This is a genomic window from Bacillus sp. M13(2017) (genome assembly GCF_002218325.1).
GTDB classification, from domain to species: domain Bacteria; phylum Bacillota; class Bacilli; order Bacillales; family Bacillaceae_G; genus Bacillus_A; species Bacillus_A thuringiensis_K.
This window is the reverse complement of the sequence record NZ_KZ268500.1, coordinates 1,044,997-1,067,068: the sequence shown is the minus strand read 5'-3', so window position 1 is coordinate 1,067,068 and position 22,072 is coordinate 1,044,997. Positions and strand designations below refer to the sequence as shown.

Genomic DNA, 22,072 nt, shown 5'->3' with positions numbered 1-22,072 from the left:
CTTTATTAAAATTTAATACCATCTAGCATAAAGTCGACTTCATCCACAAGAATGTTATCCGCTTGCCATAGTGCATGAATAAAAGCTTGAAATCCATCTGTTTTACGCTTAAATTCATCTTTTTTCAGATACTCTTTGTTGCCGTCTTTTTTGATGTGGACGTAGACGTTGTTAGTGTACCAACGCATCAATGGATTATCTCCAAAAATAATGCGATTGTTTGCAAACAACGTTTCAACTCTTGGTGCTAAAAGAGAATGTATTGCCTTTGGATTACGGATATACAACAATATAAATCCTTCAGCTTCAAGTGCCGTTTTGACAAGATCAAGACGGAATGTATCGGCTACAATCGTATTAACACCGTATAACTCACGCATTTTTACAAACCAATCTACAATGTGAGAGATATTAATAACTGGTTCATCCACAATAGTTAGTAAGCCATTTTCAGCCCATTCATATATAGGTGCTTTTAATTTCACCTTGTCCAAGAATCCTTTACGTACAAATGAATGACCTTTCCATATATAATCTTCACCATGTTTAAATAACAAGCCAACTGCTGCGAAGTCTTTGATGCTGGCGAAATCGAGTCCGCCTACAGCTACTTTATGTTTTAAATCTGGAACCTCTCTGAGCGTTTCCCCATCTTCTTCAAAACCAGTACGCATGATTTCTTCCCATGAAGCTACAGACTTTGTTAAATCTGTTTCAGGATAATTCATACGTTTTGTTATGAATTCTTCACGGTTTGAAGGATTATTTTCTAATTGTTTATATTGAGTTAATACTTTTTTAAATAATTGTTTAGCATAAGAACTTCTCGGCTCACTAAACATCGGATTCGCTTTTTCCCATACATCAGGATTATCAATTTCTTCTGGATTATCTATCTTGCAAATGAAAGGAAATAATGGATCTTCTAATTCTTTTCCCTTTAGAATGTTCATCGCTCGCTCTTTTGTTTTATCCAGGAATCCATCACGGACAAAGCCATCTGTACCAATAAAAAATTCCCTAGTATTTGGTACTTTTCCAAGTCCACTAGAGAATACATTTACTACATCAAAGTTTTCATATCGATGTATTTCATCGTAAATAACACAACCATCACGAAGTCCATCTTTAGAACCAGCATTAGATGTATGATATTGCATAATGCTTTGCGTATCGTTACTCAGTATCTCTACCTTGGTTCGATAAAACATATCTTCTAGTATTTCTTTTCCTTTAATAGCATCATAGACTTCACGAAAAGAAACTTTAGCCTGCTTCTCGTTGTTCGCCACAATTGAAACATTGTATCGATCTATTCCATGCAGCGGACTAATAAAGAAATGGCATAATGATGAAATTAAACCGTTTTTACCACCACCACGAGCCATCATAATTAAAAATTGCTCGTAAAAAACAGAATCATCTTCTTTATAGAAAAGAAAAACAAATGCTGTTAGGAACTTTTGGAATGCTTGCAATTCAAAGTACCATTTCTCAGTGAATTTTATATAGTCCTCATGCATTTCATTATCGAAATACAAATCATCGCGTATTAAGATGTATTTCTCCAGGTACTCAATTAGCATTATGCGCTCTTTATTCAGCTTAATTTTCCCTGCGCGATACATCTCAATATATTCAATGACATATTTATTTTGAATCATGTTAAATCTTTAACTGAGCGCACAGGTTTTGAAGGAACTTTCTTTTCTTCTGCCGATGCTTCTAATCCAAGTGCATCTAAAATCTTTATCATTCGATCATTTGTTTTATGTAAATCGTTAATAGAAGGATTGGATTTCGGACCATGCATGCCAGATACTTTTATTCCTGTTTCTTCAATATCATCAACAAGAATACACTTTAAATCCCACAACGATAAATAGTCTTGAATTAAGTCAGTATAATGATTACCTACAATCTTTTTTTCTTTTAATTGATTTGTTAGATCCTTTTCAATCCTTTTTCTCATTGTTTCACGCTTCACTCTAGCCACAATATCCCTCCCTTCTGATTTACATCGTTTTCCAATTTGATATAACGCGCGAATTTGGTTATAAATTTGAAAAATCGACCCCCTCCTCCGGTGCCCCTTGGAGCATTTTTTGATGGATTTTTTTAAGGGGGGGTATTATTATCGAATCATTTTTACCACTTTTCATCATGTTCCCATTTGTTGATTTTCTTTTTGAATGTTCTACCGTGTTCTTTATTGTGGCAATCCACGCAGACTGTTTCTAAGTTATCTATTTCTAATGCAAGTTCTGGATGATGTTCAAGTTCTTTTATATGATGGACAACGAGTTGAATCTTCTTACGCTTGGCACTCTCACTGTATTCATTGGTATCTGTTTGTACTCGACCATTGCGCTTACACTCTTGGCATTCATAGTTGTCACGCTTCTTTACTTGCTCGCGTATACTCTTCCACTCACCACTGTCATAGAACTTACGCTTCTCTTGTTTGGTTTTATATTCTTTCATCTGTCTTTACCCAGCGTGTTTGATTTCCTCTATCTCTTTCCAATAAATCTTTTATTGGTGTTTGCGTGAGATATTCTACTGAGTAAAACATCGGCTTCTGTTCATACAGCTTATAATACTTAAATCGATTAACATCAATCCCAACCTTCTTATACGCCTTCTCATTAGGCTTAAGGTATTTGATGTATGTTTTCTTATCGATGGGTATAAGACCAAGTGCAGCGATTCTACCATTTAAAAAGCTATCCAATTCCCCTCACTCCTTAACCAAAATAAAAAGCACCCGAATGGATGCTTAGATTAAACCTATTCATTATTACTTTCTCTACTTTCATCATCATCTTCTGATTTCGGGTCTAACATACTTCCTATATCAGGCGGCAAAGTTAACTCTATGCCAGCTACTGGCTGATTATCCTCATTAAAATAATACTTCTTCACCTTATTCAATTCTTTACTTTTCTTATTTTCACTCATATTACTCCGCCTTTTATGTATGATATTAAATACTTTACTTAATATGTACATCGAGAAAGATAATATACTATTCTTTTAATCCTCACATTACTCATGCAATTTTTGCATAATGAAAGAGCAACCGTGCACCAGTTGCTCTTTCGTCAAAATTTTTTGTTATTACTATATAAATACGGTATTTATTCTTGTTTCAATCACTTAATACCGTTACATTCATTCACTCCCACAATATTAAGTAACTGGAAGAAGAGCAAAAGCCCTTCTCCATCTACACAATGTGAATTGCAATTGAATGTGAAAACAAGAAACAATTGTTCATCCAATCTACAACCACCGCCACCGGTCATGACGATCCATTTTCAATTATCAGGAATCTTGTGAGCGTTATTTTCCGCCACTACTCACAATACAAATATAACATGCTAATTCCAAAACAATCGGCACATTTACTGCCAAAAAGCGGTCATGACTCTGCCACTTATTTTAATTCGCTAATAACCTTTATTTCCTTAGACTACCTCACTGCAACAGCCATAAAGAATAGATTAAATTTTATTTTTGTTATTATGCTTGATCTGATTGTAGAACATGTAATGGAGGTGGAATAATCCAACCTTTTTTCTTATTCAGACGAAGCAATATAGCTCCAGCTTGTGCTTTTTTCATATGAAATTGACCAAACATCATTCCAACATCTTCTCGAAGAGATTGTCCCATAGCTTGACTACATGCTACTAGCCCAGCAGCAAGATCCATAGAAACTTTAGCTGCAATTTCCGCATCATTAATACGAGCACCAGGAGGAATCGTTTCAATAGATGCAACTGGTCTTTCTGGAGGTGCTGGTGGTAATGCAACTCCATTTAATTTTAATAAGTTTTTTAATTCTTCAACCTCTGATTGGATATCATTCTCTACAAGGTTTTCTAAAAATTTCTTTAAATCCTCATCTCCTGTGTGGTTAATAAGAACTTGATATCCAGCAATTGTGCCTTGTGCTCCTGCAAGATAACTCCAAATCCCAAAGACTTCCCCGTAGTGCATTGGTTCACTTTGTGGATTTCCACTTAAAATACCCATAAAGATATTCCTCCTTAAAGAAATTAAACTTTTAGCAACAATACTTACTATAGAAAAAATTTTCCTAACCATGTTCTGGATTAAAGAAAATAAGTTCTTATAACTCATACGGAACACCTTACCCCAATATAGTAATTTTCCCTCATAGAATGTACCGTTACTAAAAATTTATTCTTATAAATAATAAATACATTTCAATTAACTTAATCCATTGTTATAAGTACTTTTAATAATAAAAATTAAAGATGTTTATCATAATTTCAATTCAAATGGTTTTATATATTTTCAAACGAATATTGTCTAAAGAAACTGGAGACATTACTGAATATGAAAGGAGGCAAAACTATGAAGAAAAAATTCTCATCTATTTTAAGTGCTCTATTACTAACTATTATGGTTTTTGGTACCAATGTTCATGCTGAATACGATGGAAATAATATGGATAGAGTTAATAATAATATTACAACTCGAGTTAATGACAATAACATGAATAGAGTTAATAATGATACTAGAACTCGAAATGTGAATACAACAAATGATTTGAACAATGATCGTGATGATAATAATAATTGGGCGTGGCTTGGTTTATTAGGACTAGCAGGTTTATTTGGTCTTAGAAGAAAAGAAAAAGAACCAGAAAGACGTTAATATAGAACATTGTATTTAAAAGATACTTACTTATCAAAAGAATGCAAAATGAATAAACTATGAATCGCCTTTAATGAGGCGATTTTTTATTTTTTCAAAATCAATAACAACTACATAAAAATGGATACTATTAATTGGAAACAATGAATTTCTTAACTTGATGATAATGAAGCTTTACGTCCATTTGATAAACCGTGCTTTTGTTTTATGCCGTTGCTTCACTTACCCATATCTTATATTGTGTGTAACTGACCCCTTCGCTGAATCCCTTGGTATCATTGATTTCATTTAATTTTCTCTTTTGAGTTACACAGTACGAAAATTATGAGTAACTGTATAGGGATACCACCAGCATTTTGCAAAATAACCTACGCTATGCGGAAAAATAAAATAAGCTGCCCATATGGACAGCTTATTTACATAATTATCGTTACCAGAAGTAAAATTTGACTCGAAAATAGCTAATTTTATCAGTTGTGGAATGTCTGAAAAAAATCAAACCAATGATATTGTTGAGATTCTTTGGCAATTTCTTGCTGTGATGACTATCATAGTGACTTTTTCTCCAGCAACAACTATTAGTAGCTAATTACCATAAGGACTTATTTTTGAAATTTGCTATTTTTTAGAAAGTGTGTTAATTTAAGAAAGACCTATTTTTGTTTGGCTTGAGATTAAGAATAAATTTTGTTTTTCGTCTAAGGTATTTGAGCAAGGGTAGTAACATATGTGTGGGTATCCACACTAGGAGGCAACAATTATGGAACAAGGTAAAGTAAAATGGTTTAATGCAGAAAAAGGTTTTGGATTCATCGAGCGTGAAGGTGGAGAAGACGTATTCGTACATTTCTCAGCTATCCAAATCGACGGTTACAAATCTTTAGACGAAGGACAAAGTGTAACGTTTGAAGTAGAACAAGGACAACGTGGCCTACAAGCTACTAATGTTCAAAAAGCTTAATATTAGCTGATGAAAGACTCTCTTGTAGGGTCTTTTTTTATTTTGTTACAATATTCCGAATACAACTTTTTTAAGGGGATTTGGGGTGCTTAACTTTTAATGAAAAAGAAATAAGCAATAATTAGATTTTAAACCTAGTCATTGCTTTATCCATTGCATCTTGGTTAACACCTATATAACGTAACGTGACCTTCTCTGACGAGTGATTGAATATCTCCATGAGTAATGCTATGTTTTTTGTTTGCATGTACATATGGTACCCGTACGTCTTTCTTAGGGTATGCGTTCCGATTTCATCTAATCCAAACTCTGCCGCTGCTCCACTTAATATCTTATATGCCATGCTACGACCGATTGGACGATTTCTACCTTGTCTACTTTTCAATAGGTACTCATTATCTTCCCTTTCTTCGATAAACCATTTAAGCTCTCTTTTCAGTGCTGCAGTAATTTGTATTCGCTTCTGTTTCCCTGTTTTCTTTTCCCGCATAGATATATGACTACCTTTGACATCTCCTACTTTCAATTTCAAAATGTCCGAGATTCTCAATCCTGTATTAATACCCATAATGAAGAGAATGTAATTACGTAAGCTCTTTTCCTTAAAATACTCTTTTAACTGCTGTATTTGCTCTGGGTCACGTATTGGTTGAACAAAATTCATTATTCATTACCTCCACTTTCTTCTGCCTCATATACTTCTAATCTGAGAGCAAAAGCTAATTTATAAAAAGCATTAGATTTATTTCGTCTATACGTACGCTCACTCATACCAATTTCGTTATAAACCATATAATCAAAGACTTCTTCATCTTCTAAATATCTTTTTACAATAATATCCCTTTGATTTTTACTAAAACGACTTAACGCCTTATCAACTTGAAAAGACAAACGTTGTAATTTCACTTCTCTTTCACTCATAGCAACATTTGCTAAAGCAATATCTTCAGCTGGCTTCCCTACTATATTTGTTGGACCGTGATATCTTACCTCGCTAGATGCTGTAACCTTCATCTCATGTCTAATCATCCCAAATTGTCTATAAATACGAACATTTTCAAGAATCTCTTCTAAACGAGCCTGAGTTGCTTTGCGATCAATTTTAGGTAAGAAAGTTAATTGCTCCATATATAAAAACACCCCTTATATATTTTGTTAATTAAAACAAAAAAAGCGGACACCAAACTACAGAGCAATATCAATAATGCTCTCCATAGTTCAGTGTCCGCTGGTTATTCCAGTAGGACAAAATATGTAATTTGAATTATTATATCATTTTCTCATATTTTAGTAACCTTTTATTAGAAAAGGATTATTTTATTAAGTTTTGATTTTCGTAGATATTACCCATTACTTCACCAACACTTATATCAATCATTCTTAAATGATCATCTTCATGGTTATTTTTATCATGCATATAAAATCCCGTTTCTTCCTTGTCCCATTTAATGATGTAGAACCAACCGTCATACTCTACGATATCGCCTTCATAAATTTCTTTACCGTTTTTGTCTTTTAAACCTGTGTATTGCATCCATTCGTAATCAGTGTAGTAATTAATATCCGCAATTTTATAATTAAGTGCCATATCACTGAACAGTTTAAATTCTTTATCCCATGCACGAAACTTAATTTCTCTCATTTTTTCTTCCTCCCCTGAATAAAACTCAATATTCCGTCAATACTGTAGACAACCCATTAAGTTACTTTCTCCTTGTTCCCCCTTGGAGATGAGCAGTTAGCATTTGCTAGCTGCTCTTTGTTTTTCTTCCTGTCTCTTTAGGAAATTTTTCGCTTTCTTAATAGCCTCTGCTCTTGTTTGACCTTCAGCTATGCCTTTTAATCCAGCGTCATCCTTAATGCACAACATCTTCTTTTTGCCATTATCCATAACAACCTCAACATGCGAATAATAAGCACTGTGTAATGTATCGTCTTCAAGAAGAAAACTCATAAATTCCGCACCGACTTTTCCTGTAAACTCTTTAACCTTACGCATATCCATTCCCCTTTTCTACAAAATGAAATTTTTATACAAAAACACACCCAATTAAACAAACGTAACTTCATATGATATATCGCATCCTTTCTTTTTAGAGTGGATAGTCGTTACAGAAGGGCGCTTTCCAAAACGCTCTTTTTTAATATCCCCTGCACCAAATAATTGTTGAATCATATATTAATTTCGAGAACACTCACAAGTCATAGGTTTACAATAAGTCTTGGTCAGAAGAGCACTTATATATGGTGCTCTTTTTGATATGGAATGTGAAATAGAGGCTTGCTCTTAAAACCTTTCATGTGATTGTTATAGTTTTTTCCTTACACCCATATGTCTGCTTGCTCATAGGTTATTAAAGTATAAATATAAATTAGCTAGTTAGTTTATAATGGAGGTGTAAAAATGAGTAAATTTAAAAAGAAATGTCACATCCCATTTCCATGCGCCTTTCCGTTGCCTCAAATCGGGTCTACTGGATTAACCGGTGCTACTGGGCCTTCGGGACCTACTGGAGCTACCGGACCTTCAGGTGGACCTCCGGGACCTACCGGGCCTACCGGACCTACTGGAATTCAAGGTAACCTGGGACCTACTGGTCCTCAAGGTATTTCTGGACCTCAAGGAATTCCTGGGATTTCTGGATCTATTGGTCCAACTGGACCTACTGGAATTCAAGGTATCCAAGGCATCCAAGGCATTCCTGGCATTCAAGGTCCTATTGGACCGACTGGGATAACGGGGGTCACTGGAATTCAAGGGATTCAAGGCATTCAAGGCATTCCTGGCATTCAAGGGATTCAAGGCATTCCTGGCCCGACCGGACCTCAAGGAATTCCTGGCATTCCTGGTTCTGTAGGTCCAACTGGACCTTCTGGAGCTGTTGGCCCGACCGGTCCTTCAGGTGGACCACCAGGACCAACGGGCCCGACTGGACCTTCCGGGGGACCACCAGGACCTATTGGACCTATCGGCCCGACTGGGCCAACTGGGTCACCAGGACCAACCGGACTTCAAGGTATCCAAGGTATCCAAGGGATTCCTGGCCCCACTGGACCTCAAGGAAGTCAAGGGATTCAGGGGATTCAAGGTAATCCGGGGCCTATTGGTCCTATTGGACCCACTGGAATAACTGGGGCGACTGGAATTCAGGGTATCCAAGGTATTCAAGGTAATCCAGGACCTATTGGACCTATCGGCCCGACTGGACCAACTGGGCTTCAAGGTATCCAAGGCATCCAAGGCATTCCTGGGCCTACTGGATTACCAGGAACCGCTGGAGCTACCGGAGCTACTGGGCCTACCGGCCTTACAGTATCTGGATTATCTCAATACGCTTATATTTTCAATACAGCAGCTCAAGTTGTTGCCTTAGAAGCACCTATTCTTTTTAATTCGAATGGTTTAATGACACCTGGTATTACTCATACTCCTGGAACTTCTCAGATTATGGTTATTAATGCAGGAGATTATAAGATTTCTTTTTCTGTATCAGGAGTTGAACCTAATCAATTTACGCTCTTTTTAAATGGTGCTCCAGTTACCAACGCAGTTTATGGATCAGGTGCAGGAACTCAGCAAAACAACGGGCAAACAATCCTCTCTTTAGCCGCAGGTGATGTTCTTACCCTCCACAATCATACTTCAGCCGCTGCGGTCACTTTACAAACTTTGGCAGGTGGAACACAAACAAATGTAAATGCTTCAATTGTAATTGAAAAGTTAGATTAATTTAATCATTTGTTTCTTGAAACTCTGGCAGTAAATAACCTGGTGTAGATTCCTTTTTTTTCAACAAGCAGTTAGCTTTTGCTAGCTGCTCTTATATTGAATAAATTTCTAAAACATGTTAACAATATAGGTACACCAAGGTTGAATACGAATGACCATTGGGTTCTTCTTATTCACAGGGCAGTTAGTTTTTGCTAGCTGCTCTTTATTTGTACAAGGTACTCAATTAGCTTGGCGCACATATACTATCCTGAGTTCCTTTCTTTATGAATTGAAATAGTCATTACAAAATGAATCTCGTCACGAGAGCACTTTACTAAGTGCTCTTTTTTTAGTTTCCTTTCATTTCCGAATAATATTTCCAACCCCGTTCATACTATTTTTGTAACTTAAAGTTACAAATTATTTCTGTAAGCGCAGCATTTCTTTTGTACAACGAGCAGTTAGTTTTATTAACTAGCTGCTTTGTTGTGCAAAATGAAGTTTTCATTTAGCTTTTTGCATAACATTTTTGCTTCTGCTCATACTATAGTTGTAACCATAAGTTACAAAGTATTGTGGGTATCGTCATTGTTGGACGACAAAGCAGTTAGTTCATTGAACTAGCTGCTTTGTCATTTATTAAGCACAAAATAGCGTTTTGGTTATAAACTCATCTTTTTAATTGCCTTACATTGAAACTCTTGTATATGGTAAAATATAGTAGATTCATATTTTAAGGAGGTTTTAATATGCCACACGAAGTTTGGCTGCCTATTCTCCTAGCAATATTCGTTGTATTTTTCCTTGATAAAGAGGAAAAACACAAACAATAACTTTATTTCTTTGTTCCAGCTTAAATATATGTACGCAGTATTTAAGCTGGTATTTTTTCAAATAACTATTTTGTTATAAAGCTGCTGACAATAATTCTTCCTTCAATTTCTCTTGTAATCTCACAAACGTTTCATTTGAAAATCGAACAGCTGCACTTGGATATTTGTATTGATAAAATCCATCGTCAAATTGTATATGCGTTTTGTCGTACCAATATTGAAACGCTACATCGTTTGGATACTCATCCAAATCTTCCTGTAGTTCTTCAATGAGTTTCCATTCTTTCCTCGCATCAGCTTCTGTAAAACGTCCTTCCCTACGATCGTAAAGTAAGTTCTCCTTGATATATTTAATCGTTCCTTCAATATCAACCACATCTTCATTTGCGATTTTACAAAGTATCTGGTCTGGTCTTCTGCTAAGTAAGAATTCTCCTATGCTTTCGTTTTCTCTTAATGAAAACCAATAAGCGAAATTACCGAAGTCTGTAACAGCTGTAAATATCCCGGATCGATCTAATAAAAATATCCCCCAACCTTCTCCATCTACTGACGGAACTGAGTAACGAAATACTGAAGCTTTTGCCATTTTTATTTCCCCCTTTTGTATTCAAATAACGCTTTTGTTAAAAATCCCTTTTTTCTAATAATCCTCTTACAACAAGATACTCACGGAATAACTCTATGCACTCGTCTAGTTCATCTGCACCGTGATAGTCTTCATCGTTATTTTTAGTTGCTTCTTCTTTTTCTTTAAACCAACCCGCGAAATTCGTTTCAGCTTCCAATAATATTTCTCGTTCTTTTTTCTTTAAATACATACTCCCCACTCCTTTTCTTAACAAAATTCAAATTTGATTAAAGTAACTGTGTTTTTCGTTCTTCCATACGAATTACTTTTCCACTTTGATATACAAATGATTGTTCACCAAATCCACCTTGAGGTGGTTCTATTAGTTTGACTTGACCATTTTTAACAATATATATTCCGTTTATTTTCAAATCTATTTCAGCTGTCATTTCAACAAGATTTTCTTTTCTAATTCCCACCAAGATCACTCCCATATGTTATAATTACTTTGTCGAAGTAAGTTGAGAGTGATTTCAGCTTTTTTTATTTGTCTATAGATATTGCACAACATTTTCTGGAACAAATGATTGCTCAAGGGATAAATGGAGCCGTATTGGAATCGGCCTTTTTTCATCCCTTGCTCGCTTACACATTTCTTCTGCTTCTTCCCATACAAATTCTTTTTCCTCCAATCGTTTATACCGCCAAATACCAATCGTATAATCTTCAAACAACTCATAACGTTCATCAGGTGCTGTCGTTGGTTTTAATTCATCAATCGCTTTGGCTTGGCGTGGTATTTGCACAACCACATCTGCATACCTTAATTTTGAATTCAAACGGTGAATATGAGCTTTCTTAGGATCAAATGATACAACTGGTTCCACGTCAAAAATTGTTAATTGCTTTGGCATTGTTTTTTCCCTCCAATACCTGCAAACTTGCTATTAAAATCCCTTCAAGCTGCGTTAACGTTAGTTGATCTAATGTTTTTCCGTTAATTTCAGTTAATCCTAATCCCAATAATTTACGAATGATTATTAGTTTTCTACGTTCTACTTCCTGACGTAACAACATGATTAAGCCTCCTGCTGATGATTGAACTTTCTCTCTAAATTTACAAACTTACTAAATTCTTTAATGAATGCTAGTTCAACAACACCAACTGGGCCATTTCTCTGTTTCGCTAAAATAATTTCCGTTATGTTCTTATTTTCTGTTTCGCGGTCATAGTAATCTTCACGGTATAAGAATGCTATTAAATCCGCATCTTGCTCAATTTGACCATTCTCACGTAAATCTGATAACAATGGTCTCTTATCTTGTCTACTTTCTACAGCACGACTTAACTGTGATAATGCAACTACACATACATTTAGCTCTCTTGCCATCAGTTTTAACTTACGACTAATCTCACCGACTTCTTGCATGCGGTTCCCTCTATGCTTTGGATCCCCTACAATAAGCTGCAAGTAATCAATTGCAATTAAAACCTTTTTATCAGGGTACTTACGCTTTAATTTCCTAGCCTTTGCATAAATCTCTTGCATCGTTACGTTTGCTTTATCGTAAATTTCTAATGGCAAATCATTAATTAATCCCATCGCTTGACTAATCTTTTCCCAATCCTTTAAATTACATAGCTTCTTAGGATTCTTTAATTTTGTAGCATCTATATTTCCAGTACTTGAGATCATTCTCTTTAGTAGCTGCTCTTCTCCCATCTCTAGTGAAAAGATTCCTGTTGCTGTATGAGCACTTGCTGCATGAAAAGCAACGTTTAATACAAATGCTGTTTTCCCCATTGAAGGACGGGCACCGACAATGATTAAATCACCTTCTTGTAACCCTGCTGTCATTCTGTTCAGGTCGTCATAACCAGTTGGTATACCGGTTAAATCTCCTACATCAATTTGCATGTTCTTATACAAATCAACAAGCGTATCTTTCAAGTTAAATTCATCTGAGTAACCCGTTTCTTCAATGGCGCTTAATTCATCAATTGATGTACTAATAGCACTCATATCCCTATCTTGCTGAAGGCGGTTATATAAATTACCAGCAACCTCCTGAGCATGTCTCATCTTCCAAGTCTCAATCACTAAACCTTCGTGATACGAGAAGTTCTTAGTAGTTGTTACAACTTCTGTCAGGTTTACAAAGAATTCGATTCCGCCAATTTGATGCATAAAGCTTTCATCGAATTTTCCAATGAGAGCAACAAGATCTATCGGGACCTCAGCATCCTCTAATTCTCTCATTGCCTTGAAAATCACTTGGTGCGTTGGTAAAGAAAACTGTTTTACCTTTAGCTGACAATCTTTAATTAAATCGCCTTCTTGGATAATGCTACCTAAAACACTTTGTTCAGCTTCTACATTGCGAATCATATCGTTACTCATTTGGCCAACCACGCATTCTGTTGGTTAAGTACTGCAAGTTCCTCTTCTGTTGGAATGTTCTGCTCCCATGCTTGTTGCTGCTGTATTACGTTTTTAGTAGTTTCCGATAAGCCTTTTTGTTGATAAGGTGCTTGTTGTGTCTGTTGCTGAGCTTTTGTTAATCGCTGAGCACGAAATGCTTTATCAGCTGCCTCAACATCAGTTACTTTTTTAAAGCCTTTAAGATGCCAATCTCTTAAAATCGTATTTACGTAAGACATGTTTCTCGTATTTTTCTCTAAAGCAATCTCCATAGCCTTAATAACTAACTCTGCATTTAAATCATCTATCCAAGCATAAATACCATCTGCAATAAAAGGTGTAATCAGTCCGAAGTTTTGTTCGTAAAAAGAAATTGGATTAACCTCAACAACTTCTTCCGCGCCTGCGCGTTCTTCTTGTTGTTCTTTTTCTTCTTCTTTTTCTTCTTCCTTGCTAGGGTCTTGGAAGCCCCTTATAAGCCCCTCCAAACGGACTGATAAATACTCCTTAATACGAGGAATTTTAAAATCTTGTTCTCGTTCTAATTGCAAACAAGTTTCATAGAAATCAACTAAAAAATCCTGATCCTTCACAGATTGAATCTCTTTTAAAACACACTTTTCAATGTTTACATTTTTAATCGGATTGAATTTCAACCAGTTGATTAAGAACAACTCTTTTGTTTTTTTGTTGTAATTAATTTTTCCGTATTCAGCAAAACGTTCTAATAGCTTCATAACAGTTTCACGGTTATATCCTGTATCAGTTTCAATGATACGAAGTGGAAGCTCATAAATTCCTGATTGAGACGTCTTACTGTTTGTCATCAAATATAAGTAGAAATACTTCTCCTCCGGTGTAAGATCTAAAACAAATGAATCCTGCCAAAACGAAACATGTACTGGTCTATAAACTGCCATATTATTTATCCTCCCGTTTACATATCGCGAATCCGTCTTCTACACGTAATAAGCGATAATTCTTGTATCCTATTTTGAGATATTGTTTTACTAAGTAAATTAGGTGTTGCTCTGATGTTGCTTGTTGAAACAATTTAGGATTCAGCAACACTCTATGTAATGACTTGTCTAAAAGCATGCAACACACCCCGTTGTTATATGAATGCTAATTTGATATAATTAATCCTAAGATCTTTTGCAAGACCGTTTGTCTATCACTCTGCCAAGTGATAGATTTTTTTATTTTCTACGTGTTACTAATGAAGCGTTAACTCCTCTTGCTTTTAAATCTTTAATCACTATTCGATAACTCATCGATGCCTCATGTTCCTCTTTTGTATCACGAAGCATTTTAAATTCCTTTATACATCTCTCCAGCTCTTCTTCCCATTGATTTGATTCTTCGGTTGATTCTGCATTAAACATGTTATGAATACATTCACTCATACAGTTACGAAGTTTATTCGCAAATGAAAAATCCCCAGGAAGAACTAAATCATGAAGACGATTGTTTTTATCGTTCATGAATTACCTCTCCTTTCTAATTAATTTGATGCTGTACGCATCGTTACAACCAGAAAGGAACATTGTAGAGGTATGGGAGGAACAATCCCTTTCTGGTCATAACGACAAGCACAGTGGCTTGTCCAAATGATTTATATAATGTTATAATTGCTTTATGATATTTTTCAGAGCTACTGTTGTCTAGGCGGTAGCTTTTTTATTTGCCCATTTATGTTTCAAAATGAATGACGCTTCGATAATCTTGATTCGAATCCCCAACAATTTCTTCTCTTGTTTTAACTCAACTGTTTTTGAATCCTCATTAAGTAATTCTGCTATTTTAATTTCACCAGTTAGTTTTGCATCATAGCGAATTAATTCCTTATATTCTCTTAAGCTAGGTTTCTTATAATCTACTGTCATTTCCCTTCCCCCTTTACAGCACCTTTGTTAAATTCATTAAGCTGTCTACCGATTGAATAATAACGTTTTCTACCATAGCCTTTTGCAACCAACTTCTTTGTATTTGTTCCATAATGCCAAAATGCACTTGTTCAAGAGCTTGTACTACACATTGAGTAGCTTGGATTGTATCGAAGATTTCTTTTGCATGAACTGCATATTCATGTTTCTTCTTTTCATCATGCTTCCATGATCTTGTTGTAACTTGTAAGTTCATGATTTCCTTTGCTGCCGCAATCCCCTCTTCAGCCTGTTTAATGTAGTTCATCAGTTGTAAATTAACATCTTGAGTTAAGCGTGGATCTGTAGGAGGTAACCCAACACCATAAATATGTTTGATTGCTTGTTGATTCAACTTTGCCCCTGTTGCATGGCACCAATCCATCGCAAGTTCAAATTCTGGTTTAGAAAGTCCAGATTCAATACGGGTTAATCTTTCATGTGTAATACCAAGGTACTTAGATAGCCCTTTCTTTGTTTTCAGCTGAACATTGTCACAACATTCTCTAGCATTCTGTAATAATTCTCCTATTGCTGAATTGCAGTATATGCTTGTTCCCATATCTGTTCGCCTCCATATTTAGTTTTCAAATGGTTACAATAAACTTAGTACATATGTAACTTGTCTACTTTTCGTATAAAAAGAGAGGAACTATTCCTCAACGTTTTCTTTCACTTGTATTTCTTTGATGATGGCCCAACCAGCCTTGTAATATGCTTGACGGATTTTATCAATATCTTTTTGTGATTTTGGCTCAGGAGCCACAACATGGACTTTCGTTTTTCCAAATTCATAAGTCGCCGCATATTCTTCTTGTTGGCTCATGGTGTCACCTCTTGAAGTGCTTTTTATATGTTTATGCGACGGTTCTGTTGGTACTGCCATGTTAGTTGATGGCATTTTCTCACCCCTTTAAGAAACAATTCGTTTCCTTTTTAACTAAAAAAAAGATAATCAATTGTGGTTTTATAAAAATCAGCTATTCTCTTGGCTAATTCTAATGAAGGTGTCCTATCACCACGCTCAATCGCTCCTAGCATTTGAGGAGTTATTTCTAGCTTCCTTGCCACGACTAATCTTGATTGACCACTTCTAAACTCAATCATTTTATTTCTTTTTTTATCCACTATTCCACCCCCTAAAGAAACGATTTGTTTCCTTATACTTCAAATATAAAGAAACAAATCGTTTCTGTCAATATTTATTAGAAACTTTTCGTTTCCTTTGTGGATTTAGAAACTAAACGTTTCTATAATTAAGGAAAAAGCACCTATTCTTATTTAGTAAAGAAAGAAGGAAGAATTTATGCTTGGAAAAAAGATTTCGGAACTTAGGAAAAAGCAAAAATTAAGTCAATATGAGCTTGCTGATCGCTTAGGTTTTTCAAGAGGAAAATTAGCTAATTATGAACAAGGTCAACGAGAGCCAGATTATGATACCTTAAAAAAAATTGCGGATTTTTTTGAAGTCTCAACAGATTATTTATTGGATAGGACAGAAAAAAAAGAAATGCTATCTAATGACTCAACTAATTTATCTGTTAAAGAGGAACGTGATATCGCCAAAGACTTAGAGAAAACCTTAGCTGATTTAGAGAATAGTGAGGATGCCCTCATGTTTGATGGTGAACCTATCGATGAACACACAAAGGAAATGATTCGTATCTCTCTGGAAAATTCTATGCGCATGGCTAAACAACTCGCCAAACAAAAATTCACTCCAAACAAGTATAAAAAAGATTGAATGGAGCGAGAAATGGACATTAAAGAATACGCCCTCAAAATCGCAGCAAAATACGAAACCTTAAACCCATTTGAAATCGCTAGAAGAAAAAATATTATCGTGTTGTTTGAAAACCTAGGGGGTACTCTCGGTTTTTACAACACATATAAACGTTTTAAATTCATTCATATCAATAATCAAATCGACGAAACTACTCAACGTTTTGTTTGTGCACATGAGTTAGGTCATGCTTTACTTCATCCTAAATCAAACACTCCTTTTTTGCGTAATCAAACATTCTTTTCAATAGATCGCTTAGAAATTGAAGCTAATACATTTGCTGTTGAGTTATTACTCACGGATGAAATTATTTCTACATATAAAAACACCCAACTATCCATTCAAGAAATTGCAGAAATACATGGTATTCCAAAAGATTTTGCTCGTTTAAAAAACTATTACTAATATGTATCTTAAATAGAATTGTATATATAAGAAATTCTGTTTTTTCATGTAATGTAAAAATTAAACTTAAAAAGGTGATATCTATGGCTAAAACTTTTTTTATTTGCAATGCAATTAAATTTCCTGCTGAAGCTTTTAGTACAAATTCTCAATTACAGTTAGTTGAGCCAGATGGATTAGGATTAACAAAAGGTGAGCCAACAACTCAGCTTCTTCCAATAGATAAAATATACTTAGATGACTTTCATACATTCGATTGCTATCATGAAACAACTGAAAAAGTTTTTGGGAAAGTTTTCGGGAAAAACTTCGCTTATTATTTAAGACCCCACAAGTTTTATTCTTTTTGCAATTTTGAAAAAGAACTAGCATTGTTACGTCTTAACACAGATTCTTCCGAAGAAGTTATAAAATTATTAAATGGTCAGCCTAACTATAAACTCTCAAAATTCGATATTGATTTTGCAAAAATTATTACTAAACTTCATGAGATATCTGGCATGTGGGTAAAGGTAGATAATAATCAAAACTTAGATTCTGCCGCATACTTTGGAAAAGATGTCGACAGAGACCCTGGGGTTAGAGAGATGATTGAAAATGGTGAGCTATCTTATATACAAATGAAATATAATAAAGATGGACAAGAACATAAAATAGGAATCTCTAAACGTGGTTCTATTACCTTATATAATAACTATCAAAACATTGAAACAGAGTTAGAAATGGCCTGGGATGTATACAAAAAGCTACTTGCTTAATCACCTGATTTATTTAGGTGAAAAAGCTAAGTAGCTTTTTGCCGCAATTTTTAATTGATCGTAACTTCCGCTATTAATTTCAATATATTTCTTATAAATTGAAATTTGACTTTCCTTACTATGAAACTTTACATTGAAGCTATTAATTTTTTCGGGATTAATTCTTTTGACAAATAACCCTATATAAGGGTTATTTTTCTTAAACTCCACTCTTACGCTATATCTATCATTATATGGCTGAAATACCCTTTTCAATTCATTTACAATTGTATCTAACTTACCTTCAAAAATTTTAATACTCTCCTTATATGTTATCTCCATATCTTGTATATCAAAAATGAATTGTTTTTTGTCTTCATCATAGGTTACTTCAAATCGTAAAGATCCAATTTTATAATCTTTCCTAGTATCACTGATTTCTCTAATTCTTAGTTCATCTGAAGAATACAACTTTCTTAGCTTCGCATCAAAAACTTCTAGTTCGGACAAAGGTATATTAGATAACATATAGATTCTCATATTCCATAGACATTCTTTACTAAAGAATGAAAATAAGAATCTTTGTATAAAAAGATAAAACGTATTTGAATTGTTATAGGATGTTTGGATAGCAAATAACAGCCATCCTAATATTATCGTTCCATTCGTCCAAAAGTTAACCCATGATTTTGAAGGAGGTGCTACAAAGTTGAATATAATCAACATTATAGTTATTAACCAAACTAAAACTGTAGTTATGTATTTTTTCATACCAGCCCCTCCCTTCTTTTATTTAATACAAAAATCTTTTAATTAATCTAATTATACAACAGAACATATGTTTTTTCACCATTCTGGTATAATTCCACAAAATGATATCCTTTACTTTATAGGAAAGTCAAATATAACTTCTTTTTTCGAATTATATTCATTTATTACCTTTTCTTCTTTCTCTATACTTACTCCTGTATAATAAATATAAGTTTAAGGAGGGAACGTAATGAAAACTGCAATCTACCTAAGAAAATCCCGTGCCGATCTCGAAGCTGAGGCTCGTGGCGAAGGCGAAACATTGGCAAAGCACCGCACTACCCTGCTGAAAATTGCCAAGGAAATGAACTTAAATGTTTTATCTGTCCGTGAAGAAATCGTTTCTGGTGAGAGCTTAGTGAAACGTCCTGAGATGCTAGCGCTGCTTGAAGAAATTGAAGATAATAAATATGATGTTGTTCTTTGCATGGATATGGACCGTTTAGGTCGTGGTGGTATGAAAGAGCAAGGAATCATTTTAGAAACGTTTAAACGCTCGAATACGAAGATTATGACACCTAGGAAGACTTATGACCTTAATGATGAGTGGGATGAAGAATATAGCGAATTTGAAGCGTTTATGGCTCGTAAGGAGTTAAAGATTATTACACGACGTATGCAACGAGGTCGTGTCGCCAGTGTAGAGGCTGGGAATTATCTTGGTACACATGCACCATTCGGATATGATATCCATCGCTTAAATAAGCGTGAACGTACTTTAACGATTAATCCAGAAGAAGCTTCAGTTGTAAGAATGATATTTGATTGGTATGCAAATGAGGATATGGGGGCAAATGCAATTAGAAGCAAGTTAAATGATCTTGGCTACAAAAGTAAGCTAGGTAATGAATGGAACCCCTACAGCATCTTAGATATATTAAAAAACAATGTGTACATCGGAAAAGTAACGTGGCAAAAACGAAAAGAAGTAAAACGTCCTGATGCTGTAAAAAGAAGTTGTGCACGACAAGATAAATCGGATTGGATTATTGCCGATGGTAAGCACGAGCCAATCATACCTGAAAGTTTGTTTGAACAAGTACAAGAAAAATTAAACTCAAGATATCACATTCCTTACAATACGAACGGAATTAAAAATCCTCTAGCTGGCATTATTAAATGTAGTAAATGTGGTTATAGTATGGTCCAACGTTATCCGAAAAACCGAAAGGAAACGATGGATTGTAAGCACCGTGGTTGCGAAAACAAATCAAGCTATACGGAATTAATTGAGAAGCGTTTACTCGAGGCATTAAAAGAGTGGTATATCAATTATAAAGCTGATTTTGAAAAACATAAGCAAGATGACAAATTAAAAGAAACACAAGTTATTCAAATGAATGAAGCTGCATTACGAAAACTTGAAAAAGAATTAGTGGATGTCCAAAAACAAAAAAATAATTTACATGATTTATTAGAGCGTGGTGTTTACACAGTCGATATGTTTTTAGAACGCTCGAATGTAGTTTCTGATCGTATTACTGAAATTACTTCCACGATGGAAAACTTAAAGAAAGAAATTAAAACAGAAATTAAGAAGGAAAAAGTGAAGAAAGATACAATACCTCAAGTAGAGCATGTTCTTGATCTGTACTTTAAAACAGATGATCCCAAAAAGAAAAACAGCCTCCTAAAGTCAGTTTTAGAAAAAGCTGTTTATAAAAAGGAAAAGTGGCAAAGGCTCGATGATTTCGAACTTGTGCTTTACCCTAAGCTCCCTCAAGATGGCGACATATAAGCGTTTACGCTATGTCGTCACCTTGTTGGTGTAATTAGATTTACCCCATTTAATCCTAAAGCATCATTCGTCGAAACTGCCAATACGACAGGCTTGCCATTTCTTAGCGTCGCTTTTGCTGCCATTAGTACTGGAGAGTCTGTCATTGCATTTGCAAATTTACTCATAGAATTTCCTGTTAAAGGAGCGATTACCATGCAGTCTAATGGAATTTTAGGTCCAAGTGGCTCTGCTCCAACAATTGAATTAATTGCTTTAAAACCTGTTATTTCTTCAATCTTCTTAATCCACTCTGCTCCTTCTCCAAATCTAGTATTTGTTGATTGAACAGTGTATGAAACAACAGGACGTACTTCTGCTCCTTCAGCAATTAATTTTTCTAAATGAGGCATTACTTCTTCGTACGTACAATGTGAACCTGTAAATCCGAAACCAATTCGTTTCCCCTTCAAACTCATTTCTTTTCCTCCTCCTTTGCGATTGCATCTGCTGCTAATAACTGAGAAAGAACATTTGCTAAAATTTGCCCAGCCGTTTTTGGGGCAACAATACCTGGTAATCCAGGTGCTAGCAATGCTTTGACTCCTCTTTTTTCCGCATATCTAAAGTCGGTACCGCCTGGTTTAGAAGCTAAATCAATCACTAGCGTATGAGCTGGCATTTTTGCAATAACATTCGCTGTTACAACGAGGTGCGGAATCGTATTAATTACAATATCGACATTTCCTACTTCTTTCTCTATGTCTTGCATATGAAAAGGAGAAAACATCATTTCTGTAATACGTGCAATATGTTCAGATCGTCTTGCTCCAACTTTGACATGGGCTCCTAATGATTGAAATGCTCTCGCAACACTCATTCCTGTTCTACCAAATCCTAGAACCATTACATTGGACCCATGAATTGTATAGTCGGTATGTTGAATTACCATCATTAATGTACCTTCTACCGTTGGAATAGAATTGTATATTGCTACATCATCACGATCAAATAATTTAACAAGTTTTCGGTTCGTAGTAGATACGAGATTTTCCAAGTAAGGTGTACCAATACCTGAATATATAGTAAAGTGTTCTGGTGTATTTTCAATTTGTTCTTTCGTTATTGAAACTTTTTCATTTGAAAAAATAGTATCTACTTCTCCTTTGGCATTTGTACCTGCAACCGGCAAAATAATTGCGTCTACAGAAGTGAAATCTAAATTTTGTATACTTTCTTTTGCTGCCCCTGTGAAACCATGATCTAACTGATCAAAACCTATCAAAGAAAGTTTCGCATCCAATTCAACTAGCTTACGAATTACTTCTAGCTGCCTTGCATCTCCTCCTATGACAGCAATATGCATCTCAGTCAACATTCCCTAATTCACCTTCTTTTTCTGTCATTTATAAGAAAAGTGCCTACTTTTTCTTTTTCCTCCACATCATATGTAATGTACGAGTTTATGGTGATTGAAAATCCAAATGCACATATGATTTATCAGGT

Annotated in this window: 32 protein-coding genes and 1 pseudogene; 7 read left to right on the top strand and 26 right to left on the bottom strand. The window is 35.0% G+C overall.

The genetic code is table 11. The annotated features are described in order from the left end of the window. Nucleotides 1–5: 5 nt before the first annotated feature. The 6 genes from CGQ22_RS06170 to CGQ22_RS06145 form a co-directional block, all read right to left on the bottom strand. Nucleotides 6–1,664 carry a terminase TerL endonuclease subunit gene (locus tag CGQ22_RS06170; protein WP_089148391.1) on the bottom strand — a complete coding sequence of 553 codons (1,659 nt, stop codon included), beginning with the start codon at nt 1,662–1,664 and terminating at the stop codon, nt 6–8. Beyond that, nucleotides 1,661–1,996 (bottom strand): P27 family phage terminase small subunit, encoded by a 336-nt coding sequence (locus tag CGQ22_RS06165; RefSeq protein WP_000124846.1) that lies wholly within the window; start codon nt 1,994–1,996, stop codon nt 1,661–1,663. The genes CGQ22_RS06170 and CGQ22_RS06165 overlap by 4 nt, the downstream gene beginning before the upstream one ends. A gap of 152 nt (nt 1,997–2,148) precedes the next feature. Continuing rightward, a complete protein-coding gene (locus CGQ22_RS06160) occupies nt 2,149–2,484 on the bottom strand; it encodes an HNH endonuclease (RefSeq protein WP_089148390.1) in 336 nt (111 codons plus the stop codon). After that, nucleotides 2,471–2,734: a hydrolase gene (locus tag CGQ22_RS06155; protein ID WP_089148389.1), complete on the bottom strand. Its 264-nt coding sequence runs from the start codon at nt 2,732–2,734 to the stop codon at nt 2,471–2,473. Before CGQ22_RS06155 ends, CGQ22_RS06160 begins: the two co-directional genes overlap by 14 nt. A gap of 56 nt (nt 2,735–2,790) precedes the next feature. Beyond that, nucleotides 2,791–2,961, bottom strand: a complete 171-nt coding sequence (locus CGQ22_RS31860; protein WP_001293573.1) for a hypothetical protein — start codon at nt 2,959–2,961, stop codon at nt 2,791–2,793. A 564-nt stretch (nt 2,962–3,525) separates the two neighbouring features. Further along, complete coding sequence (locus CGQ22_RS06145; RefSeq protein WP_089148388.1) at nt 3,526–4,041, bottom strand: DUF3231 family protein; 516 nt, start codon at nt 4,039–4,041, stop codon at nt 3,526–3,528. A gap of 345 nt (nt 4,042–4,386) precedes the next feature. Between CGQ22_RS06145 and CGQ22_RS06140 the strand changes: the two genes are divergently transcribed. Both CGQ22_RS06140 and CGQ22_RS06135 read left to right on the top strand, forming a co-directional pair. Continuing rightward, nucleotides 4,387–4,689, top strand: coding sequence for a WGxxGxxG family protein (locus CGQ22_RS06140; protein ID WP_089148387.1), 303 nt, complete (start codon nt 4,387–4,389; stop codon nt 4,687–4,689). Nucleotides 4,690–5,449: 760 nt separating this feature from the next. Next, the gene (locus tag CGQ22_RS06135) at nt 5,450–5,650 is read left to right on the top strand and encodes a cold-shock protein (RefSeq protein ID WP_000434821.1); all 201 of its coding nucleotides are present in this window, start codon (nt 5,450–5,452) and stop codon (nt 5,648–5,650) included. A gap of 121 nt (nt 5,651–5,771) precedes the next feature. On the opposite strand, the gene CGQ22_RS06130 is transcribed toward CGQ22_RS06135, so the two are convergent. From CGQ22_RS06130 to CGQ22_RS32345, 5 genes are all read right to left on the bottom strand, one after another. After that, nucleotides 5,772–6,314, bottom strand: coding sequence for a site-specific integrase (locus tag CGQ22_RS06130; RefSeq protein WP_044795331.1), 543 nt, complete (start codon nt 6,312–6,314; stop codon nt 5,772–5,774). Beyond that, nucleotides 6,314–6,778: an ArpU family phage packaging/lysis transcriptional regulator gene (locus CGQ22_RS06125; RefSeq protein WP_089148386.1), complete on the bottom strand. Its 465-nt coding sequence runs from the start codon at nt 6,776–6,778 to the stop codon at nt 6,314–6,316. Before CGQ22_RS06125 ends, CGQ22_RS06130 begins: the two co-directional genes overlap by 1 nt. Nucleotides 6,779–6,962: 184 nt before the next feature. Continuing rightward, nucleotides 6,963–7,292 carry a YopX family protein gene (locus CGQ22_RS06120; RefSeq protein ID WP_089148385.1) on the bottom strand — a complete coding sequence of 110 codons (330 nt, stop codon included), beginning with the start codon at nt 7,290–7,292 and terminating at the stop codon, nt 6,963–6,965. A gap of 96 nt (nt 7,293–7,388) precedes the next feature. After that, nucleotides 7,389–7,655, bottom strand: coding sequence for a hypothetical protein (locus tag CGQ22_RS06115; protein WP_089148384.1), 267 nt, complete (start codon nt 7,653–7,655; stop codon nt 7,389–7,391). Between the two features lie 45 nt (nt 7,656–7,700). Continuing rightward, the gene (locus CGQ22_RS32345) at nt 7,701–7,826 is read right to left on the bottom strand and encodes a hypothetical protein (RefSeq protein WP_254922571.1); all 126 of its coding nucleotides are present in this window, start codon (nt 7,824–7,826) and stop codon (nt 7,701–7,703) included. A 228-nt stretch (nt 7,827–8,054) separates the two neighbouring features. On the opposite strand from CGQ22_RS32345, the gene CGQ22_RS06110 reads away from it, so the two are divergent. Next, nucleotides 8,055–9,380, top strand: a complete 1,326-nt coding sequence (locus CGQ22_RS06110; protein ID WP_089148383.1) for a BclA C-terminal domain-containing protein — start codon at nt 8,055–8,057, stop codon at nt 9,378–9,380. Between the two features lie 888 nt (nt 9,381–10,268). Here CGQ22_RS06110 and CGQ22_RS06100 read toward each other — a convergent pair. From CGQ22_RS06100 to CGQ22_RS06045, 12 genes are all read right to left on the bottom strand, one after another. After that, complete coding sequence (locus tag CGQ22_RS06100; RefSeq protein ID WP_089148382.1) at nt 10,269–10,784, bottom strand: phiTE_072 family protein; 516 nt, start codon at nt 10,782–10,784, stop codon at nt 10,269–10,271. Between the two features lie 37 nt (nt 10,785–10,821). Next, nucleotides 10,822–11,016, bottom strand: coding sequence for a hypothetical protein (locus tag CGQ22_RS06095; protein WP_088338601.1), 195 nt, complete (start codon nt 11,014–11,016; stop codon nt 10,822–10,824). Between the two features lie 37 nt (nt 11,017–11,053). Further along, nucleotides 11,054–11,245, bottom strand: a complete 192-nt coding sequence (locus CGQ22_RS06090; protein WP_089148381.1) for a DUF3954 domain-containing protein — start codon at nt 11,243–11,245, stop codon at nt 11,054–11,056. 72 nt (nt 11,246–11,317) lie between these two features. Continuing rightward, nucleotides 11,318–11,680 (bottom strand): cell division protein SepF, encoded by a 363-nt coding sequence (locus tag CGQ22_RS06085; protein WP_089148380.1) that lies wholly within the window; start codon nt 11,678–11,680, stop codon nt 11,318–11,320. After that, a complete protein-coding gene (locus CGQ22_RS06080) occupies nt 11,655–11,843 on the bottom strand; it encodes a hypothetical protein (RefSeq protein ID WP_089148379.1) in 189 nt (62 codons plus the stop codon). The genes CGQ22_RS06085 and CGQ22_RS06080 overlap by 26 nt, the downstream gene beginning before the upstream one ends. A gap of 2 nt (nt 11,844–11,845) precedes the next feature. Further along, complete coding sequence (dnaB, locus tag CGQ22_RS06075) at nt 11,846–13,168, bottom strand: replicative DNA helicase (RefSeq protein ID WP_089148405.1); 1,323 nt, start codon at nt 13,166–13,168, stop codon at nt 11,846–11,848. After that, entirely contained in the window at nt 13,165–14,109 is a 945-nt protein-coding gene (locus CGQ22_RS06070) for a DnaD domain-containing protein (RefSeq protein WP_089148378.1), read from the bottom strand. The genes dnaB and CGQ22_RS06070 overlap by 4 nt, the downstream gene beginning before the upstream one ends. 279 nt (nt 14,110–14,388) lie before the next feature. Continuing rightward, nucleotides 14,389–14,673 (bottom strand): hypothetical protein, encoded by a 285-nt coding sequence (locus CGQ22_RS06065; RefSeq protein ID WP_089148377.1) that lies wholly within the window; start codon nt 14,671–14,673, stop codon nt 14,389–14,391. A 180-nt stretch (nt 14,674–14,853) separates the two neighbouring features. Next, nucleotides 14,854–15,075: a hypothetical protein gene (locus CGQ22_RS06060; protein WP_000215316.1), complete on the bottom strand. Its 222-nt coding sequence runs from the start codon at nt 15,073–15,075 to the stop codon at nt 14,854–14,856. 13 nt (nt 15,076–15,088) lie between these two features. After that, complete coding sequence (locus CGQ22_RS06055) at nt 15,089–15,676, bottom strand: sporulation sigma factor-processing peptidase (protein ID WP_089148376.1); 588 nt, start codon at nt 15,674–15,676, stop codon at nt 15,089–15,091. Between the two features lie 90 nt (nt 15,677–15,766). Then, nucleotides 15,767–16,015 (bottom strand): hypothetical protein, encoded by a 249-nt coding sequence (locus CGQ22_RS06050; RefSeq protein WP_002082295.1) that lies wholly within the window; start codon nt 16,013–16,015, stop codon nt 15,767–15,769. Nucleotides 16,016–16,050: 35 nt separating this feature from the next. After that, nucleotides 16,051–16,242: a helix-turn-helix transcriptional regulator gene (locus CGQ22_RS06045; RefSeq protein ID WP_063221106.1), complete on the bottom strand. Its 192-nt coding sequence runs from the start codon at nt 16,240–16,242 to the stop codon at nt 16,051–16,053. Between the two features lie 178 nt (nt 16,243–16,420). Between CGQ22_RS06045 and CGQ22_RS06040 the strand changes: the two genes are divergently transcribed. The 3 genes from CGQ22_RS06040 (at nt 16,421) to CGQ22_RS06030 (ending at nt 18,060) form a co-directional block, all read left to right on the top strand. After that, complete coding sequence (locus CGQ22_RS06040; protein WP_089148375.1) at nt 16,421–16,858, top strand: helix-turn-helix domain-containing protein; 438 nt, start codon at nt 16,421–16,423, stop codon at nt 16,856–16,858. A gap of 12 nt (nt 16,859–16,870) precedes the next feature. Next, on the top strand, nt 16,871–17,302 hold the full coding sequence (locus CGQ22_RS06035) for an ImmA/IrrE family metallo-endopeptidase (protein WP_089148374.1): 432 nt from the start codon (nt 16,871–16,873) through the stop codon (nt 17,300–17,302). 83 nt (nt 17,303–17,385) lie between these two features. Beyond that, nucleotides 17,386–18,060 carry a hypothetical protein gene (locus tag CGQ22_RS06030; protein ID WP_089148373.1) on the top strand — a complete coding sequence of 225 codons (675 nt, stop codon included), beginning with the start codon at nt 17,386–17,388 and terminating at the stop codon, nt 18,058–18,060. A gap of 9 nt (nt 18,061–18,069) precedes the next feature. Here CGQ22_RS06030 and CGQ22_RS06025 read toward each other — a convergent pair whose 3' ends face one another. Next, nucleotides 18,070–18,810, bottom strand: coding sequence for a hypothetical protein (locus tag CGQ22_RS06025; RefSeq protein ID WP_089148372.1), 741 nt, complete (start codon nt 18,808–18,810; stop codon nt 18,070–18,072). A gap of 229 nt (nt 18,811–19,039) precedes the next feature. Between CGQ22_RS06025 and CGQ22_RS06020 the strand changes: the two genes are divergently transcribed. After that, nucleotides 19,040–20,587, top strand: a complete 1,548-nt coding sequence (locus tag CGQ22_RS06020) for a recombinase family protein (protein ID WP_089148371.1) — start codon at nt 19,040–19,042, stop codon at nt 20,585–20,587. Between the two features lie 32 nt (nt 20,588–20,619). Here the strand turns inward: CGQ22_RS06020 and dpaB are convergent. Beyond that, a pseudogene (dpaB, locus tag CGQ22_RS06015) lies at nt 20,620–21,045 on the bottom strand (dipicolinate synthase subunit B); the annotation flags it as partial. Then, nucleotides 21,042–21,944 (bottom strand): dipicolinic acid synthetase subunit A, encoded by a 903-nt coding sequence (dpaA, locus tag CGQ22_RS06010; protein ID WP_000954738.1) that lies wholly within the window; start codon nt 21,942–21,944, stop codon nt 21,042–21,044. The gene dpaA and the pseudogene dpaB, both read right to left, overlap by 4 nt. Between the last annotated feature and the right edge of the window lie 128 nt (nt 21,945–22,072).